Source organism: Nonomuraea sp. NPDC004702 (assembly GCF_053601695.1).
The window spans coordinates 243,650-262,365 of the sequence record NZ_JBSGCE010000007.1; the positions used below are offsets into that span (position 1 = coordinate 243,650).

Below are 18,716 nucleotides of genomic sequence, written 5' to 3' on the forward strand. Positions count from 1 at the left end.
AGCGCCGGTTTCTCCCCATGTTCAGCGGTCATGGGGCCACGAACAGATGATCGTCGGGGGCAGTGCCATGGCAAGCGGGGGTCCCGGGTCGCGACTTCTCGGGCGGCAACTGGAGTGCGAGACGCTGGATCAGCTCGTGGCGACGGTGCAGGACGGCCACAGCTCGGTCCTGGTTCTGCGCGGCGAGGCCGGCATCGGCAAGACGGCGCTGCTGGAGTACGCGCGGGACAGCGCGTCCGGCTGCCGGATCATCAAGGCGACCGGCGTGGAATCCGAGATGGAGCTGGCCTTCGGCGGGCTGCATCAGCTGTGCTCCCCGTTCCTGGAGCATCTGGGTCGCCTGCCGGGCCCGCAACGCGACGCGCTCGGGACGGCGTTCGGCCTGAGCGCGGGAACTCCTCCGGACCGCTTCCTGGTCGGGCTCGCGGTGCTCAGCCTGCTCGCCGACGTGGCCGGGAAAGGGCCGCTGGTCTGCCTCGTCGATGACGCGCAGTGGCTCGACCAGGTCTCCGCGCAGACCCTCGCCTTCGTCGCGCGGCGCCTGCTCGCGGAGCCGATCGGGCTGGTGTTCGCGGTGCGCGAGCACCACCTCGGACCGGAGCTGAAGGGGCTGCCCCAGCTCGACGTGGGACGGCTGAGCGACAGCGACGCCCGCGCCCTGCTGGACTCCGTGACTCCCGGACGGCTCGACGAGCAGGTCCGGGACCGGATCGTCGTCGAGACGCAGGGAAACCCGCTGGCCCTGCTCGAACTGCCCCGGGGGCTGGCGCCGGCGGAGCTGGCGGGTGGATTCGGGCGGCCCGACGCGCGACCGCTGGCCGGTCAGATCGAGCAGGGCTTCCTGCGGCGGGTCCGGTCGTTGCCGGCCGAGACGCAGCGGCTGCTGCTCATCGCGGCGGCCGAGCCGGTCGGGGACGTGACCCTGCTGACTCGCGCGGCGGAGTTGCTGGGCATCGAGGTGTCCGCCGCGTCGCCGGCCGAGGCGGCGGGGCTGATCACCATCGGTACGCGGGTGCGTTTCCGCCATCCCCTCATGCGATCGGCGGCCTACCGCGTCGCGTCCCCGCAGGACCGGCAGGACGTCCACCGGGCGCTGGCCGACGCGACCGATCCCCGAGCGGACCCCGATCGCCGGGCGTGGCACCTCGCCAACGCGGCGGCCGGCCCTGACGAGACGGTGGCCGCCGAGTTGGAGCGCTCGGCCGATCGGGCGCAGGCGCGCGGCGGAGTCGCCGCGGCGGCGGCGTTCCACGAGCGGGCAGCCGAGCTGACCCCCGATCCCGCGCGCCGCGGCGCCAGGGCCTTGGCGGCGGCACGGGCCAAGTACCAGGCCGGCGGGTACGACGCCGCGCTCGAACTGCTGGACGCAGCCGAACTCAGCACTCTGGACGAACGCGAACGCGCCCAGGCGGACCTGCTGCGCGGTCAGATCGCGTTCGCCTCCAGGAGCGCAGGTTCCGCCTTCCCGCTGCTGCTCAGAGCCGGTGAGCGCCTGGCGCCGCTGGACGCCGGGCTGGCCCGCGAGACCTACCGCGACACGTTGAACGCGGCCATGAACGCGGGCCGGCTGCCGAGCGGCGCCCAGGTGGCGGACATCGCCGAGGCGCTGCTCGCCGCACCGCCGGGGCCGCCGCCGGAGCGCAACGACCTGCTCCTGAACGGCGTGGGCGTGGCGCTCACCGAGGGTTCCGCCGCGGGCGTGCCGATGGTGCTGCGGGCCCTGGAGTCCTTCCCACCTCGCCGATCGTCGCCGCCTCGGCGACCAGCGCGTCGGCCAGGGCGAACTCACCGGCGAGGACCCTGTTCGACACGAGCATGTGGAGGGCTGAGGGCAGCACCGACAGGGCGCCCGCCTCGCGTGCCAGATCGACCAGTCTCGCGGAGAGCACCGACCAACTGTCGAAGTCCCAGACTGCCCTGACCCGGGACCCGGGTTCGGCGCGGGCCAGGGAGCTGGCCGCCCTGGGGGCCGAGGTCGTGGAGGCCGATCTCGACGACGCGGGCAGCCTGCGCAGGGCCTTCGACGGCGCGCACGGCGCCTTCGTGGTGACGAACTTCTGGGAGCCGCGCACGCCCGAGGAGGAGCGGGCACGGCCCGCGACCACCAAGGAGCGGGAGCAGGCCGGCAACGCCGCGCGGGCGGGCCGGGAGGCCGGCGTCCGGCATCTCGTCTGGTCCACGCTGTCCGACACTCGCGGCTACTTCCGTCCGGACGACGGGACGCCGAGCTTCGAGGGCACGTACAAGGTGCCGCACGCCGACGGCAAGGCCGAGGCCGACCGGTTCTTCCTGGAGTCGGGCGTGCCCACCACCTTCCTGCAGGCGAACGTGTACTACGAGGCATTTCGCGACATGTTCGCGCCCCGGCGTGACGAGACGGGCGCGCTGGTGCTGCCGCTCGGGTTCGGCGAGGCGAGGGTGGCCGCGCAGGCCGCGGAGGACGTCGGCAGGACCGCGCTGGGGATCTTCCGCCAGGGGAACGGGATGGCCGGCAGGCGGGTGAGCGTCGCCGGGGCCCTGCTCACCGGCGCGCAGTACGCCGCCGCGCTGAGCCAGGCGCTCGGCGAGCCCGTCACGTACCAGGCGGTCAGCCCCGACATGATCCGGGCCGCGGGGTTCCCGGGCGCGGGCGAGGTCGGCAACATGCTCCAGTACCTGGTCGCGGCCGCCCCCGACATCGCCGAGCTCATCGACTTCGAGCTGCTGCGTGCACTCAATCCGCGGCTGCAGACGTTCGACGCCTGGCTGGCCGCCCACCGGGACACCATCCCGCGCTGACCGGTTCTCGCGGGCACGCTTCTCACGGCCGCCTCACCCGCCGGCGCCCCGGCGACCAGTTCCCATGCGGCAACGGGCCAGGACCGACCTCGTGCGCGGGAAGCTCTCGTTCGCCAGGCGCCGGGGCGGCGAGGGGCCCACGACACACCTGCTGAGCGCGGCCGACACCTGTCGTGGTGCTTCGGACTCCGCGGTCAGTGCGCCTGGTCGGCGAGGTCGGCCAGGTCCTCCTCGGTCAGCTGCAGGGACGTGGCGGCGACGTTCTCCTCCAGGTGGGCGAGCGAGCCGGTGCCGGGGATGAGCAGGATGTTCGGCGACCGGGCCAGCAGCCAGGCCAGCGCCACCTGCGGCACGGTCGCGCCGTGGCGGGCGGCGACGGCGTCCAGGCGCTCGGCCGTGAGCGGCCGGAACCCACCGACCGGGAAGAACGGCACGTACGCGATGCCCGCCTCGGCGCAGGCGTCCACCAGCGGGTCGTCCTCGCGCCTGGCCAGGTTGTAGAGGTTCTGGACGCAGACGATCGGCGCGATCTTCTGGGCCTCGGCGAACTCGGCGGGTGTCACGTTCGAGACGCCGAGGTGGCGGATCAGCCCCTCCTCGCGCAGCGCGAGCAACGTCTCCAGCGGACCGGCGAGCGGCGTCCCGGCGCGGTCGAGGTCGCCCATGCGCAGGTTGACGACATCGAGGCGGTCCACGCCGAGCGAGCGCAGGTTCGCCTCGACGCCGCGGCGCAGGCCGTCGGGGGTGAGGCCGGTCTTGCCCTCGGCGGGCAGGGCGAGGTCAGAGCCCTCGACGAGCGCGCCCACCTTCGTCACGATCACCAGGTCGTCCGGGTAGGGATGCAGCGCCTCCCGGATCAGCTCGTTGGCCGCCACGCCGTCGCGAGCGTAGTAGTGCGAGGTGTCGATGTGGTTCACGCCCAGGTCGACGGCCCGGCGCAGGACGGCGAGTGCGGTGTCCCTGCTGGGACGGTCGCCTTTCGGCCAGCCGGTCAGCTTCATCGCGCCGTACCCGACCCTGGCGACGCTCAGGTCGCCGCCCAACGCCCATCGTCCAGTCGTCATGATCACCCACTCTAGCGGTGATCAGCGTCCGAGGCCGAGGCCGCCACCAGCAACGCCGGCACGCCCCGCTGCCGCGGCCTGCCTGGGGGAACGGGCTCGCCGCCGACCTCGGCCCCGAAAGAGCCCAGCGCCCGGATGAAGACCATGATCCGCACTGCTAGGTGGACGTTCCAAATGCCTTCCAAATCCCTTCCAAACACCCAGGAGCAGCCTGAACACATCGCAACCGACGAAGGAGCGGCAACAGATGAGCGTCAACACCCGGGACATGGAGATCGTCCACCGCGCGCTCCGCCGTGAGTCGCGGCTGCTGGTGAAGCTCGTCGCGGCCGTCGCCCCGGGTGACACCGCTCGCGCCAGGGTGATCGCCGGCCACTTCCGCGTCTACCGGCTGGGCCTGCACAACCACCACGAGGGCGAGGACGAGCTGCTGTGGCCGCCGCTGCTGTCCCGGGTGGACCTGGAGGCCGACATCGTCCTGCGCATGCAGGCCCAGCACGAGCGCGTCGCGGCCACCCTGAGCAGGCTGGACGCCGCGCTTCCCGCCTGGGAGGCCACCGCGGGCGCCGACGAACGCGACGCCCTGGCGGCCGCCCTCTGCGAGCACCGCGCGGTCCTGCTGGAACACCTCCACGACGAGGAGGCCACCCTCCTCCCGCTCGCGGCCGAGCACATCACCCGACAGGAGTGGGCCTCCCTGGGCGACCACCTGGTGAACAACACGCCCAAGCTCACCCTGCTCACGCTCTTCGGCGCCGTCCTGGAGGACGCGAACCCGGCCGAGCGCGCCGTCGTCCTCGGCGGCCTTCCCGTCCCGGTCCGCGTCATCTGGCACGTCATCGGCCGCCCCCGCTACGCCCGCCACATCCGCCGTGTCCGCGGCTGAACCCCTGCCCGTCCGTGCAAACAAGGAGTACGACCATGTCGCTGAAGAAGCTCAACACCGTCCTGGCCGCCGTCGTCGTCCTGTTCACCCTCTACCTCGGGTTGTCCTTCGTCCTGCCCCTCGGGACGACCTTCCCGGGGCTGGCGGACTGGCCCTCCGACGGCAGCGGCTTCTCCATCGTGAAGGGCAGCCGCGAGATCGGGATGGGCCTGGCCATGGGCGTCCTGCTGGTGACAGGCCACCGTCGCCCGTTGGGCTGGGTCCTGCTGATGACGGCCGTCACGCCGTTCGGCGACATGGTCAACGTCCTGGCCCACCACGGATCCACGGCCGCCGCGCTCGGCATCCACGGCCTGACCGCGGCGCTGATCGCGGTCACGGGGTTGCTGATCCTCCGCGAGGCCGGAGCCACCCCGGCGACCGCCGCGCAGTCCGCCTGACGTCGCATTTTCTGACAACTCGACAAGGGAGACGACAATGACGATCAACGATTTGCGCGGTGTCCTGAAGGGGCGCGTGCTCCTGCCCGGCGACGACGGCTTCGAACAGGCGGCCACCGCGTGGAATCTGACCGTCAGGCAGCCGGTGGCTGCCGTGGCGGAGGCCGCGGACGCCGATGACGTGGCGGCGCTCGTGCGTTACGCGCGGCGGGCGGGCATGACGGTGACCGCGCAGCCGAGCGGGCATGGCGCCTCGGGTGACGTGGAAGGCGTGATCCTGTTGCGCACCGGCCTGCTGAACGACGTGGAGGTACGCCCGCAGGAGCGCGTGGTCCGGGTGGGCGCGGGCGCGAAGTGGGGGCAGGTGCTGGCGGCGGCCGGTCCGCTGGGTCTGACCGGCCTGTCCGGCAGCGCGCCGGGGGTCAGCGTGACCGGCTACACCCTGGGCGGTGGGGTCGGCTGGTTCAGCCGCAAGCACGGCTTGGCCTCCGACAGCGTGCGGGCCATCGACATCGTGGACGCCGACGGCGAGCCGGGCCGGGTGACCGCCGAGTCCGACCCCGACCTGTTCTGGGCGCTGCGCGGCGGTGGCGGGGACTTCGCGGTGGTGACCGCCCTCGAACTCGACCTGTATCCCGCTCCGGTCCTGTACGGCGGGCGCGTGATCTGGCCGGAGCACCGGACCGGGGAGGTGTACGACGCGTTCCTGGAGATCACCGCCGAGGCGCCGCGTGAGCTCAGCCTCTGGATCAACCGGCTCCAGCCCCCCGGCGCGCCGCCGATGGTGACGCTGGATCTGGCCTACCTGGGTGAGGCGGCGCAGGGGGCGGACCTGCTGGCACGCATCGACAAGATCGAGGGCGCGATCTCCGACAGCCGCGGCGTCGTCCCGGTCGCTGACCTGGGCAGGATCGCCGCCGAGCCCACCGATCCGGTCCCGTCCATCGCTCGTGCGGAGCTGCTCACCGGCCTGAACGCGGACACGGTGGAGCTCCTGCTGGCCAAGCCGATCGAACCGCTCATCAACGTGCAGATCAGGCACCTGGGCGGGGCGCTCGCCGAGCCGGGCCGCGGGGCCGGTGCGAGCGGCGCGGTGGCTGAGCCGTACCTGCTCGGACTGGTGGGTCTCGGCCTGCCGCACGCGGCCGACGCGACGCGCGCCAAGCAGGCCGAGGTCGTGGCCGACCTGGAGGCGTACATCAGCGGCCGCAAGCCGTACACCCTGCTGTCCCCCGGTGACACGGCGGCGCAGTCCTTCTCCGGCGACGCGCTCGCGCGACTGCGAGAGATCAAGCGGGCCCGTGACCCGCACAACGTGTTCCGCGCGAACTACCCGGTGCTCGGATAGCTCGGTTCCCAGCGGCTCATGGCCCCTCCGCCCACCACGGCGGCGGGGCCGCACCACACCCGCATGACAGATGTCGCCCTACGGCGACTGGACCGGCTCCGTCTCGTGCCCCGTTCGCAGACGGAGCTCCAGGACGTCCTCCCGGCCGAAGACCTGCCCGGTGGGAACGAACCCGGCAGAGGTGTAGAGCGCCCTGGCCGCGATGTTGTCGCCACGCACTCCCAACCGCAGCACCGGTGCGTCGAACGCGTCCCGCACATGGGCGATGACCTGTTGGAGGGCCGCTCGGCCCAGCCCCTTCCCCTGGTGATCCTTGTCGATCATCAAGCGATAGAGCCAGATCCGGCCGTCATCGGGATCGGGGCCGTACATCGCGAAGCCCACGGCGCGCTCATCGTGCATCACCGCACGGGTGACGAAGCCCGGCAAGAACCGGCTCTCCGCAATCGAGTACAGGTTCGACGCGATGAGATCAGCCTGGTCGTCAGCCACCCTCAGCTCGGCCACCGCTTCCCAGGTCTCCTGGCACAGGTCGTCAAGGCGCACACGAATCGACATGGATCCTCTCTATCGGGTCATTGCGCAGACCGTCATGCGAATATCACCGCGACCAGGCACGGGTGACCATTGCGCGAACCGCCGCACGTCACACACGGAGGTCGGATGGCTCGCCGGAGCCTTCCGCCGTTCGGCAAGAAGTCGCCCAGCATTCGCTTCCTCCCCATGCAAGCCGTCACGCTCCTCTGCGAACGTGACGAAGGGCCGCAGGTTCACCTGCTCCGCCCCACTTCGTGCGCAAGCTCATGGGCCACCCGAGAACGACGCACCAGGTATTCCAGATGAAAGGTATGTCCCATGTGCCGCACCCATGCACACTCCCACAGCGCACCGGAAGGAACGGCTGCGTTCGCCGACCTGTCCGTCTCAGAGACCGAACTGTCGCCCGCCGACCTCGGTCGGCGCCGCTTTCTGCTGAACAGTGGGCTGCTCGGCATCAGCAGTCTCGCCGTCACCGCTCTGGGAGGGCTGACCACGCGTCCCGCCGCCGCGACCAGCGGCGGCTCCCGCGCGCTCAACTGGCTGGCCGGCGACCATCACGTTCATACGCAGTACAGCTACGACGGCATGTACACCATTGAGCAGCAGGCTGCGGGCGCCCTCAAGCACGGCCTGGACTGGCTGGTCATCACCGACCACGGGCACGCCGCGCACGAGAAGTTCGCGGTCGAGTCCACCTATGCCGACATCGTCACCTCCCGGGCCAAGCACCCTGAGCTGCTGTTGTGGCAGGGGCTGGAATGGAACGTTCCCGGAGGCGAGCACGCCACGGTGTTCTTCGACGGTGCTCGCGATGAGATCCAACTGCTGCGCGCGTTCGAGCGGCTCTTCGACTCCAGGATCAACGGCACCGGCGCGGGCAACCCGGCGAACGAGGCCAAGGCGCTGGAGGCGCTCGCCTGGCTGGAGACCGCGCTGCGCACGGGTTCGGCGAGTTCCGCGCTGTTCCTGATCAACCACGTGATGCGGCGCGGCAGGTACTCCCCGCGTGACCTGCGCACCTATCGCGACAAGGCGCCGAACATCGCAGTCGGCATGGAGGGCGCGCCTGGCGCCCAGAACGAGCCCAGGGCCCGCGGCGACTTCAACAACACCGCCGACGCCGACTCCTGGGCCGGCTGGCGGCCGGAACACTACCCGACGTACGGCGGCTTCGACTCCATGACCGGCATCCTGGGCGGCATGTGGGACTCGATGCTCGCCGAGGGCAAGGGCTGGTGGATCACTGCCAACTCCGACGGCCACTTCTACAACGGTGACACGACCGTCGAGCCCTCCCGACCTGCTGACTGGTACGACCAGCACGGTAGATACCCCGATCCCATCGACGGCGGCGTCCCGCTGCGGCACGCCGACTTCTGGCCCGGTCAGTTCAGCCGCACGGTTGTGGGGGCGACCTCACGCAGCTATGGCGCGGTCATGGAGGCGATCAAGGCCGGGCGATCCTGGGTGTCGATGGGCGGCCTCATCGACGGGCTGCACGTCGACGCGCACGCCCCCGGCAACGCCCCGGCCACGTTCGGCGGACGGCTGTCGGTGCGGCGCGGCGACGACGTCACCATCACCATCTCCGTCGATCTCGCCGGCCGTCCCAACGCCAATGAAGAGATCCCCCGGCTCGCCCGCCTGGATCTGATCCGCGGTGCGATCACCGGGCCGGCCGCCGACCCCGACGTCTTCACCGCACCGGACGTGAGTGTGGTCGAGTCGTTCATGCCGAAGGGCAAGGGCCGGGTCGCCCAGTTCCACTACAAGTTCCGCGACGTGCGCGAGCCGTTCTACTTCCGGCTGCGTGGCACCGACGGCAGGCGCAGCGCTCCCGGCGGGATGGAGCCGGCGGCGGACACAGGCCGCAATGAGAACCCCTGGCACGACCTCTGGTGCTACACCAACCCCACCTTCGTAGAACTGACATAGAACGATGTCGGTGTCGCCGGTGCTCCCGAACCGGTGAGTTGCCGGGCATCAGGGGCGGTCTCCGGCTCCAGGGACGATCAAGCCGGTCTCGTATGCGACGACCACGGCTTGGGCGCGGCTGGACAGCTTGAGCTTGGTCATGAGGCGGCCCAGGTGGGATTTGACGGTGGCCTCGGCGATGTTCAGGCGGGTGGCGATCTGCTGGTTGGTCAGGCCCTGGCCGACCAGGTGGAGCACGGCGGTTTCCTGGCTGGTGAGCCGGGCGAGTTCCGCGGGCCGGCGCCGGTCGGGTTCGGGCGCGGTGACGAAATGGTGGACCAGGCGCCGGGTGACGCTGGGCGCCAGCAGCACCTCGCCGCGGGCGACCGTGGCGATCGCGGCCAGCATCTGGTCGGCGGGGGTGTCCTTGAGCAGAAATCCCGAGGCGCCGGCGCGCAGGGCGGCGAAGACGTGTTCGTCCAGGTCGAAGGTGGTCAGGATGAGGATCTTCGGTGCCGGGCCGGCGGCGTGGGCGAGGATGTGGCGCGTGGCGGCGACGCCGTCCAGGTCGGGCATGCGGATGTCCATCAAGATGACATCCGGGGCGGTCGCCGCGGCCTGGGCGATGGCTTCGTGGCCGTCGGCGGCCTCGCCGACGACCGCGAGAGCGGCGTCGGTGCGGAGGAGGGCGACCAGGCCCGCGCGGACCAGGGCCTGGTCGTCGACGACGAGGACGCGGATGGTCCCGCGGCCGGTGTCGGGGCCGGTCATCGGGGCGCCCCGGGTCGTGGTGCGCTCTGCCGCGGGTGGGCCGTGGCGAGAGCGGGGTCGGCGAGCGGGGAGGCGGGCAGGTGCGCGGTCACGGTGAAGCCGCCGTCCGTACGTGGGCCGGCGGTGAGGGTGCCGCCGTAGAGGGTGGCTCGTTCGCGCATGCCGATCAGGCCGTGCCCGTCGGCGCTGTGCCCGGTGGTGGCCGGGCCGCTGTTGCCGACCTGCAGCGTGACCGCGGCGGGCTGGTAGGTCAGGGTGAGGGTCACGTCGGCGTGTGGGGCGTGTTTGAGCACGTTGGTCAATGATTCCTGGGTGATGCGGTACAGGCACCGGTCCACGCCGGGCGGCAGCGGGCGTACCTGACCGGAGGTTTCCCGCCGGATCGACAGGCCGGACAGGCGTGAGCGTTCCAGCAGCGTGTCCAGCTGGGCCAGCCCCGGCTGCGGGGCGTAGGAGTCCTCGCCGGTGTCGGACGTGAGGCGCAGGACCGACAGCATGTTCCGGAGTTCGGCCAGTGCCTCGCGGGTGGTGGCGGCGATCGCGGTGAATGCCTCACGTGCGGCGTCGGGCTCGGTGTCGATCAGGCGGCCGCCGGCGCCGGACTGGATCGAGACGACCGACAGGTGGTGGGCGACCACGTCGTGCAGTTCCCTGGCGATGCGCACGCGTTCTTCGGCGACCGCTCGCAGCGCTTTCTCCTCGCGTTCGATCTCCAGGTGGCGGGCGTGCTCGACGAGGTCCTGGTGGCGCAGCCGGCGGCTGCGCACCCCCTCCCCGATGGCCCAGGCCGCGCCGAGCTGAAGCGCGTTCTCGACCAGGCTCTTGACGATCGTGAAGGTCAGCCCGGACCTGAGGAGGTCGGGCACGAGGATGCCCGCCATCAACACCAGGGCCACGACGCCGTCGCGATAGCCCTCCCGGCGGTAGGCCGCGACGGTGTAGAGGCTGACCAGCACCGGCGGGGCCTGGAATCCGTTGGGGTAGCCGGCCAGGCCGCAGCCGATCAGGCCCGCCGTGATCACCGCGAGGACGGCGATGGGGTGGCGCCTGCGCAGCACCAGCGGCGCGCTGGTGAGCACCGCCAGCAGGTACGCCAGCACGACCGGGTCATGGGCGGACAAGGCGGCCTGCGTCACCGCCAGCACGGTCGACACACCGGCCAGCAGGCTGTCGGCGACCATCACCGGCAAGCCGCGCCACCAGCGGCCCCATCGTCGCACCACGTTCATGAGACGAAGGTAGCCGCCAGCATGACCCGCTTTGTCCTCCTTTGGGAGGAGTCGTCGTTAGGGCAGCGGTCGCAGAGAAGCGGGCGGTTGGTGTGCCGGTGGCAGGGCCCGGATCGACCTTCCGCACGATGTCCAGGGGCTGCTCAGGCCCCTAGTTTGGATACAGCCGGTGATCAGTGATCAACAGGGGGCGCCCCTGAGACCGGACACATCACTACCGGAGCGTCGAAATCCGACGCGCGCCGGATCCGCAGGAAACAACCCCTTCACCAAGGAACGACGCATGCTCCTCATCAAGAGTGGAACGGCTGCCGCAGTGGCACTCACGGCCGGAATCGGATTGGGCGCCGCCGGACCGGCGCAGGCGGCCACCCCCCTGGACCGCTTCCACCATCAGACGATCACCTGGCGTTCCTGCGCAACCGGACCCGGCGATCAGCTGGGCGAACAGATGGACGCCGCCGGTGCTCGATGCGCCACCGTCCTGGTCCCGATGGACTACCGCAGACCGCAGGGGCGGACCCTCACCATCGCGCTCTCCCGGATCAAGGCCACCGATTCCGCCCGGCGCCGCGGCGTCTTGCTGCTCAACCCCGGCGGCCCGGGCGGCGCCGGCCTCTCGATGACGCTCCTGGGCAAGGCGATGCCCGAGGTCGCGGCCCGTTACGACCTGGTGGGCATGGACCCCCGATTCGTCGGCCGCAGCACACCGATCAGCTGCCGGTGGCAGACCGACACCTTCCTCCGCTCCGCGGGACCAGACCGGCGTACCTTCGACGAGGGGGTGCGCCTGGCCGAACAGTTGGCGGCGGGCTGCGCCAAGGGCAACCTCCAGACCCTGCCGTACGCCACGACCAGGAACACCGCACGCGACATGGACGTGATCCGGGCCGCGCTCGGCGAGCAGAAGCTGTCCTACCTCGGTTACTCCTACGGCACCTACCTGGGTGCGACCTACCTGCAGATGTTCGGCTCGCGGGCCGACCGGGTGGTGCTCGACAGCGCCGTCGACCCGCAGGTGTACGGCCCGCGCATGTTCACACGCGCCGCCCCCGCGATGGACGCCGCGCTGCGCCGCTGGGCGTCCTGGGCCGCGTCACATGACAAGGAGTACGGGCTGGGCGGGACCCCTGACGCCGTCCTGGCGACCGTGGAGAAGATCAACCGGCATCCCGTGAAGATCGGCGCATACCGCGTCGATGCCCATGTCGTGCCGTACTGGCTGTTCGCACGCCTCTACAGTGACGGCCCGCAGTCCTATGCCGTCCTCGCCGAGGAGGCGCGGGCGCTGAGCCGCGGCGGCGAGACGCCGCCGCCCGCCTCGCTGAAGGAATTCCTGGACGGCCTGTTCACCGGTTCCGGAGAGGCCTCGGACCGGGCGGGCACGGCGATCCTGTGCGGTGACCGGGCCGCACCCCGCGACCCGGCGACCTACTACCGCGACATCCAGCGGCACCGCACCGCAGAACCACTGTTCGGGCCGCTCGCCCGCAACATCTCCCCGTGCGCGTTCTGGCCGGTCAAGCCGATTGAAGCGCCCACGAGGGTCGGCAACTCCGTACCGGCGTTGATCGTCGGCGCGGCCGGCGACCCCGCGACGCCCTATCCGGGCCAGCAGGCCATGCACCGGGCGCTGACCGGCTCCCGCATGATCACCTTGAACGACGCCTTCCGCCACGGCGTCTACCTCGCGGCAGGCAACGCCTGCGTCGACACCAAGGTCACCAGCTACCTGGTCGACGGTGTCCTGCCCGGTGAGGACGTCACCTGCGGCCGCCCGGCCGTCTGACACGTTCGCGCCCCACCACCAGCCGTCCCGGCCGGAAGGGCCTCATCGTCCTCGACGACCTGTTCCAGCGAGCCACGGCCCTTCCAGGAGCGGCAGGCCCGCCGCGTACCGCCGGAGGAAGCCGGCGGTCGGGGTGTTCGCGGTTGCGACGGCGTCCGGGGTGCCCTCCGCGACCACCGCGCCCCCGTCCGGACCGGCTCCCGGCCCCAGGTCGATCACCCAGTCCGCGGACGCGGCGACGGGGATGTCATGTTCGGCAACGACGACGGTGTTGCCCGAGTCGAGCAACACGTCGAACGCGTCCACCACCCGCTGGACGTCAGAGGGGTGCAGGCCCGAGACGGGTTCGTCGAGAACGACAAGACCGGCCTTGCGGCCCGCGGCCCCGCGCTGGATGGCGGAGGCCAGCTTCAGCCGCTGCGCCTCGCCGCCGGACAGCTCCGTGGCGCTCTGGCCGAGCTGCAGATAGCCGAGCCCGACCTGGTTCAAGGCTCCCAGGGTCTCGGCGAGTTGCCGGGGTTCGGAGAACTGCTCCACCGCCTCGGCGACGGTCAGCTCCAGCACCTGATCGATGGCCAGTCCCCGGTACTTGATCTCCAAGGCCTCCGGCGTGTAGCGCCGCCCCTGGCATGCGTCGCAGACCACCCACACATCCGGCAGGAAGTGCATGTCGACCAGCTTGCGGCCATAACCGGTGCAGGGTTCGCAGCGGCCACCGCCCGCGGTGTTGAAGCTGAACCAGGACGCGTTGACCCCACGGGCGCGTGCCATGTCGGTCTCGGCGAACAGCTTACGGACGACGTCGAACGCCTTGCTGTAGGTGGCCGGGTTGGATCGCGGCGTGCGCCCGAGCGGTTCCTGATCGACGACGGCGACCCAGTCGAACCCCTCCAGGCCGGTCACCTGGCGCACGGCGTCGGTCGTCGTCCCGTTCAGAGCGGCCTCCACGCTCACCGCGAGCGCGCCGAGCAGGCTGCTCTTGCCGCTGCCGCTCACCCCGGTCAGGCAGGTGAGCCGGCCGGCGGGGAAACGCACCACGTCTGCGGTCACGTTGTGCGCACGCAGGCCGTGCAGCTCCACCCAGCCGGTGTCATCCCCGGCCGGACGGCGGGTCCGGCGCAGCCGTGGCCCCTCACCGGCCAGGTAGCGTCCGGTCAGTGACGTGGGGTGGGCGGCCGCGTCGGCGGGAAGCCCCGACACCAGGATCTCACCGCCGAGACGGCCCGCGCCCGGCCCCATGTCGATCACCCAGTCGGCCCGGGCGATCAGTTCGGGGTCGTGCTCGACCAGGAGCACCGTGTTGCCGGCCTCGCGCAGCTCCAGGGCGATGTCGAGCAGGTGCGCCTTGTCCGCCGGATGCAGCCCGGTCCCGGGCTCGTCCAGGACGAAGACGATGCCGCTGAGCTCGGTGCTGAGCTGTGCGGCGAGCCGGGTTCGCTGCAACTCGCCCCCGGACAGTGTCGCCGCGCTCCGGGACAGCTGGAGATGGGCCAGGCCGAGGCGGTCGAGGATCCCGAGTCTGCGGCCCAGGTCCTGCAGCAGCGGCTCACCCACCTCGCGCTGCCGGACGTCCAGGTCGCCGGCCACCCGCTCGGCCCAGCCGCGTACCTCCCGTACGTCCACCTGGAGCAGGTCGGGAAAGGTCAGCCCGCCGAGCCGCACGGACCGGGCCACCTGGTCGTACCCGCTGCCGCCGCAGGTGCCGCACGGCTGCATGCGCATGTACGGCAGGTAGCGCTGCTTGGCGCTGGCGGTCTGGGCGTTCAGGAACACCCGCTCCACCTCGGCCAGCGCCCCCCGCAGCGGCTGGCTGGAGGTGTAGGTCACCGAGACCGTCTCCTTCTTGCTGGTCATGTCGACGGTCGCCTCGACCTTCTCCTCACCTGTGCCGTACAGCACGCAGTGGCGGAACTCCTCCGGCAGCGACCGCCATGGCAGGCCGAGGTCCACGCCGCGCTTGTCGGCGAGCGCCGGCACGAACGCGTGCTCCCCCGACCGCCACCTGGCGTACCAGGGCGAGGCCCCCTCGAAGAGGGGAAGCTCCGGACGGGTGATGATGAGGTCCTCCTGCGCCTGCCAGCGCCCGCCCACGCCGTGACAGTCCGCGCAGCTGCCTTCCGGGGTGTTGCGGTCGAAATGAGCGGTCGTCAGATGCCCGTTGACGCTCTGCGCCGCCGGGTCCGCGCCGATCCCCGGAAGGCGCGAGTACAGCAGTCCCAGATGCCCGTCGATGCCGGTGATCGTCGCGACCGTGGACCGGGGGTTGCGGTTCAGGCGGCGCTGGTCGACCGCGAGCGTCGCGCCGAGTCCCAGGATGCGGTCGACCTTCGGCCGATTGCGCTGGGTGATGTACTGCCGTACGAACGGCGAAAGCCCCTCCAGGTAGCGCAGCTGGGCCTCGTTGTGCAGGGTGTCGATGGCCAGCGAGGTCTTGCCGCTGCCGCTCACCCCGGTGAAGGCGGTGAGCCACCCCTTGGGGATGCTCACCGACACGTCCCGCAGATTGTTGGTACGAGCCCCCACCACCTCGATGGCCTCTCGCCCCATACTGGCGACGTCCCGTACGAACGCAGTCAACCTTGATCCACCCTCTCGCAACACACCAGAACACAGGCGGACGGACTCCCCCCATGTCGAACAAGTCGATTCCGCCACTACGCGGCCGTTTGATCAGACCCCTCAGCACGTGGCCGGTCCGGATTCGGCCCGTGCCGCAGATCAAGACCGGGCCCCTTATCCATGAGGCCCCGGTCCACACCCACATCGGCGCCGACCGGTGCATTGATGATCACCCTGAAACCCGACGCCTTGTGTCATGTTTTCATCCGTGTCCTGTCCCGCGACATGCTGGACACGTCGATCCCAAGACATGGGTGACAGGTGCTGCCTTCGGCCCGTCTGTCGTGCGTTGTTGCGGCGTCGCGCGTCAGGAAGCCGGGAATGGCCCTGGTGGACATGCCCGTTGTCGAACAGCGGTACCGGGCTGTGTCGGCGGTGCCGGCGGGCATGGGTGGTGACCGGCGTCGGCGACCGCCCGCGCTTCTGTGTGATCGCCAAGGCGGTGGTGCGGGCCACTGCACACCTACAACCACCACCGCGGCCACATCGCACTGGCAGGCCTGCCACCAGCCGGTCACGTACTCAAGGACAGCTAGACGTCGTCGTCCGGGCGTAGGGCGTTCATGACCGCAGACGTGTCCAGGTAGAACGGGTGTATCTCGGTGATGCGATCATCCTTGATCGTCATCAACTGCATCACCGAGGTCTCCAAGGCCCGGCCGGTGGCGCGGGCACGCAGGATGCCGCGGTTCCAGACCACGACACTGTCGCCGTCGACCACATACTTCTGCTCCAGGAACTCCAGGGACTGCCATGCCTCGCTCATGGCGGCCATGAACTGCTCGATGCCGCTCGGTCCGCGCCAGATGCCCCCGTAGGGCAGGGAGTCCGCCTGGTACATCACGACCTCTGGGTCCAGGCACTCGGCAAGCTGGCCGAAGTCGGCCTTGCCGAAGCCCCCTGCGGCGATATAGGCGACTTCCGCCCGGTAGAACCTCTCCAGCACTGCCAGTGAGCTCCTGCCCCCGTCGCCCCCCGAAGCCGGACCGTCATTCGTCATTGCTTCTGCCATCATGCGCTCATCATGTCCGCCCCCGACAGGATGCATCCGGCGAGAATCGGACCTGTAGGCGGCAAGCTCGCCACCGACGACCGGCCGCACTGCTGGACGCGATGTCCTCCCTCCGGGACGGGACACTGCGCCTGCCGATGATGACATCCGTCCAGGTCATGGCCCTCCGGAGGCTTCGCGGCGCGGCGCGAGTCGCGCCGGCATCGCGATCTGATGAGACGTCGTCACGCTCGTACCTGTCGGCCGAAGCGGCCTGGCCGCCCACCCACGGTCCGCTCCATCCGTGCCCTCATCCTGCGTCTGGTTCGGGAGAACCACACCATCACCTGAACGGGCAGCGCGTACATCCTGGCCGTCATCGAGCACGCCAGCAGACGGATCCGCGTGCCGCTCGTGCGCGACCGATCGAAGGAGTAACGCAGGAATCCCGCGCCCATCGGCGCGCCCGGGATCAGGCGGCGAGGCCGAGGGCTCGGGCCACGGCCGAGGTGGCCGAACTGGTTTCCGTCGCGGTGTAGCCGCCGCGCAGGGAGGCGTCCTGGTCCTTCAGGCCGTTGCCGCTCAGCGTGATCACGATCCGCCGGCCCGGCGCGAGGTTGCCCCGGGCGTGCTGGTCGAGGAGGCCGGCGATCCCAGCGGCCGAGGCGGGCTCGGCGAAGACGCCGTCGCGCCTGGCGACCAGCTCGTACGCCTCGAAGATCTGCGCGTCTGTCACCGCGGCGATCAGCCCGCCGGACCGGTCGCGGGCGTCGAGCGCGCCGTCCCAGGTGGCCGGGCTGCCGATGCGGATCGCGCTCGCCGCGGTCTCGGGATCGGCGACCGGCGTGCCGTGGACGAGCGGCGCGGCCCCCGCCGCCTGGAAGCCCCACATGCGCGGCGACCGGCCGGACAGCCCCTCCTGCTCGTAGGCGCGGTAGCCGCCCCAGGTGGCGGTGATGTTGCCGCCGTTCCCGACGGGCAGGCAGTGGATGTCGGGCGCGTCGCCGAGCGCGTCAACGATCTCGTAGGCGACCGTGCGCTGCCCCGCCAGGCGCAGCTCGTTGCCGACCGAGTTGACCAGCGCGATCGGGTGGTGGGCGGCGAGCTCGCGGGCGACGCGCAGGCAGTCGTCGAACGTGCCGTCGATCTCGACGATCCGCGCGCCGTAACGGACCGCCTGCCCCAGCTTGGCGAGCGCGACCCGCCCCTTCGGCACGAGCACGGCGGCCGTCAGCCCGGCGCGCGCGGCGTAGGCGGCGGCCGAGGCGCTGGTGTTGCCGGTGGAGGCGCACACGGCAAGCTCGGCGCCGGCCTCGGCGGCGCTGCTGATCGCCACGGTCATCCCGCGGTCCTTGAACGACCCCGTGGGGTTGGCGCCCTCGACCTTCAGCCAGACCTCGCAGCCGGTCACCGCGGACAGGTGCGCCGAGCGCAGCAGCGGGGTGTTGCCCTCGTTGAGCGAGACGGCGGGCGTGTCGGGGGTGACCGGGAGCCAGCGCCGGTAGCCGCTGTCGATCAGTCCGTTCCAGGTACTCATACCGGCGACCGTAACATTCGTTTCATTCACTCCGCCACGTGTAACATTTGTCAGCATGGATGAGGATCCGGTGACGAGCCGGCTCAGCGCGGTCTACCCCGAGCTGCCACCGGGCGAGCGGGCCGTCGTGCGGGCGCTGCTCGACGACCACCCCTTCGCCGCGCTCGGCTCGCTGCGCGCGCTCGCCGAGCGTGCCGGGGTCAGCCCGCCGACCGCCTCCCGGCTGTTCGACCGGCTCGGGTACGCGGGGTTCGCCGGGTTCCAGGCGGCCGTGCGCGACGGCGTCCGCGACCGGTCGCGCCTACGCGAGTTCGTCGCTCGTCCGCCCGGCACCCAGCGGGCCGCCGAAGACCTGCGTGCCGGGCTCGACAGCACCCTCGCCGCCGTCACCGAGCCCCTGCTCGACGCCGTCGGCGACCTGCTGGCCGGAGCCGCGTCGGTCTGGGCGCTCGGCGGGCCGCTCAGCGAGCTGGCCGCCGAATACCTGATCAGACAGCTCGCCGGCCTGCGTCCGGGGGCGCATCGGGTGCCCGACTCGGCGTCCGCGCGTGCCCGTACGCTGCTCGACCTGGGCGGTTCTGCGGCCGTGGTCGCGTACGACTTCCGGCGCTACTCCCCCGCGACGGCCCGCTTCACCGAGGCCGCGTGCGCCCGCGGGGCGCGGCTGGCGCTGATCACCGACGCCGGGGAGTCGCCGCTCGCGGCGCGGGCGGAGGTGCTGATCAGGCTGCCGCGCGAGGCCGCCGGGCCGATCGCGCCGCTCGCGCACCAGATCGCCGTCACCGAGCTGCTGCTGGTCGCCGTGGCGGC

15 protein-coding genes are annotated in these 18,716 nt (G+C 71.3%); 8 read left to right on the forward strand and 7 right to left on the reverse strand.

The window, feature by feature from the left end; translation table 11 throughout:
• The first annotated feature begins 67 nt into the window (after positions 1-67).
• A complete protein-coding gene (locus tag ACWEJ6_RS12585; RefSeq protein ID WP_452423498.1) occupies positions 68-1,921 on the forward strand; it encodes an ATP-binding protein in 1,854 nt (617 codons plus the stop codon).
• Positions 1,816-2,778 carry an NmrA/HSCARG family protein gene (locus ACWEJ6_RS12590; RefSeq protein ID WP_452423500.1) on the forward strand — a complete coding sequence of 321 codons (963 nt, stop codon included), beginning with the start codon at positions 1,816-1,818 and terminating at the stop codon, positions 2,776-2,778. The genes ACWEJ6_RS12585 and ACWEJ6_RS12590 overlap by 106 nt, the downstream gene beginning before the upstream one ends.
• A 194-nt stretch (positions 2,779-2,972) precedes the next feature.
• On the opposite strand, the gene ACWEJ6_RS12595 is transcribed toward ACWEJ6_RS12590, so the two are convergent.
• Positions 2,973-3,842: an oxidoreductase gene (locus ACWEJ6_RS12595; RefSeq protein WP_452423502.1), complete on the reverse strand. Its 870-nt coding sequence runs from the start codon at positions 3,840-3,842 to the stop codon at positions 2,973-2,975.
• Positions 3,843-4,089: 247 nt separating this feature from the next.
• Here ACWEJ6_RS12595 and ACWEJ6_RS12600 point away from each other — a divergent pair, with 247 nt between their 5' ends.
• From ACWEJ6_RS12600 to ACWEJ6_RS12610, 3 genes are read left to right on the forward strand one after another with little or no spacing between them, the layout of a single operon-like run.
• Positions 4,090-4,728, forward strand: coding sequence for a hemerythrin domain-containing protein (locus ACWEJ6_RS12600; RefSeq protein WP_452423504.1), 639 nt, complete (start codon positions 4,090-4,092; stop codon positions 4,726-4,728).
• A 35-nt stretch (positions 4,729-4,763) separates the two neighbouring features.
• Positions 4,764-5,168 (forward strand): DUF4267 domain-containing protein, encoded by a 405-nt coding sequence (locus tag ACWEJ6_RS12605; protein ID WP_452423506.1) that lies wholly within the window; start codon positions 4,764-4,766, stop codon positions 5,166-5,168.
• A 37-nt stretch (positions 5,169-5,205) separates the two neighbouring features.
• Positions 5,206-6,516 carry an FAD-binding oxidoreductase gene (locus ACWEJ6_RS12610; RefSeq protein ID WP_452423508.1) on the forward strand — a complete coding sequence of 437 codons (1,311 nt, stop codon included), beginning with the start codon at positions 5,206-5,208 and terminating at the stop codon, positions 6,514-6,516.
• Between the two features lie 78 nt (positions 6,517-6,594).
• On the opposite strand, the gene ACWEJ6_RS12615 is transcribed toward ACWEJ6_RS12610, so the two are convergent.
• Positions 6,595-7,074, reverse strand: a complete 480-nt coding sequence (locus tag ACWEJ6_RS12615) for a GNAT family N-acetyltransferase (protein ID WP_452423510.1) — start codon at positions 7,072-7,074, stop codon at positions 6,595-6,597.
• Positions 7,075-7,371: 297 nt separating this feature from the next.
• On the opposite strand from ACWEJ6_RS12615, the gene ACWEJ6_RS12620 reads away from it, so the two are divergent.
• Positions 7,372-8,991 carry a PHP domain-containing protein gene (locus ACWEJ6_RS12620; protein ID WP_452423512.1) on the forward strand — a complete coding sequence of 540 codons (1,620 nt, stop codon included), beginning with the start codon at positions 7,372-7,374 and terminating at the stop codon, positions 8,989-8,991.
• A gap of 48 nt (positions 8,992-9,039) precedes the next feature.
• Here ACWEJ6_RS12620 and ACWEJ6_RS12625 read toward each other — a convergent pair whose 3' ends face one another.
• Positions 9,040-9,741, reverse strand: coding sequence for a response regulator (locus tag ACWEJ6_RS12625; protein WP_452423514.1), 702 nt, complete (start codon positions 9,739-9,741; stop codon positions 9,040-9,042).
• Positions 9,738-10,970 carry a sensor histidine kinase gene (locus tag ACWEJ6_RS12630; protein WP_452423516.1) on the reverse strand — a complete coding sequence of 411 codons (1,233 nt, stop codon included), beginning with the start codon at positions 10,968-10,970 and terminating at the stop codon, positions 9,738-9,740. Before ACWEJ6_RS12630 ends, ACWEJ6_RS12625 begins: the two co-directional genes overlap by 4 nt.
• Positions 10,971-11,463: 493 nt before the next feature.
• Between ACWEJ6_RS12630 and ACWEJ6_RS12635 the strand changes: the two genes are divergently transcribed.
• Entirely contained in the window at positions 11,464-12,759 is a 1,296-nt protein-coding gene (locus tag ACWEJ6_RS12635) for an alpha/beta hydrolase (protein ID WP_452423518.1), read from the forward strand.
• A gap of 42 nt (positions 12,760-12,801) precedes the next feature.
• On the opposite strand, the gene ACWEJ6_RS12640 is transcribed toward ACWEJ6_RS12635, so the two are convergent.
• The 3 genes from ACWEJ6_RS12640 to thrC form a co-directional block, all read right to left on the reverse strand.
• A complete protein-coding gene (locus ACWEJ6_RS12640; protein WP_452423520.1) occupies positions 12,802-15,306 on the reverse strand; it encodes an excinuclease ABC subunit UvrA in 2,505 nt (834 codons plus the stop codon).
• 604 nt (positions 15,307-15,910) lie between these two features.
• Positions 15,911-16,324, reverse strand: a complete 414-nt coding sequence (locus ACWEJ6_RS12645; RefSeq protein ID WP_452423522.1) for a nuclear transport factor 2 family protein — start codon at positions 16,322-16,324, stop codon at positions 15,911-15,913.
• Positions 16,325-16,841: 517 nt separating this feature from the next.
• Entirely contained in the window at positions 16,842-17,906 is a 1,065-nt protein-coding gene (gene thrC / locus ACWEJ6_RS12650; protein ID WP_452423524.1) for a threonine synthase, read from the reverse strand.
• A gap of 55 nt (positions 17,907-17,961) precedes the next feature.
• On the opposite strand from thrC, the gene ACWEJ6_RS12655 reads away from it, so the two are divergent.
• The coding region (locus tag ACWEJ6_RS12655; protein ID WP_452423526.1) for a MurR/RpiR family transcriptional regulator at positions 17,962-18,716 on the forward strand (755 nt) is incomplete at its 3' end.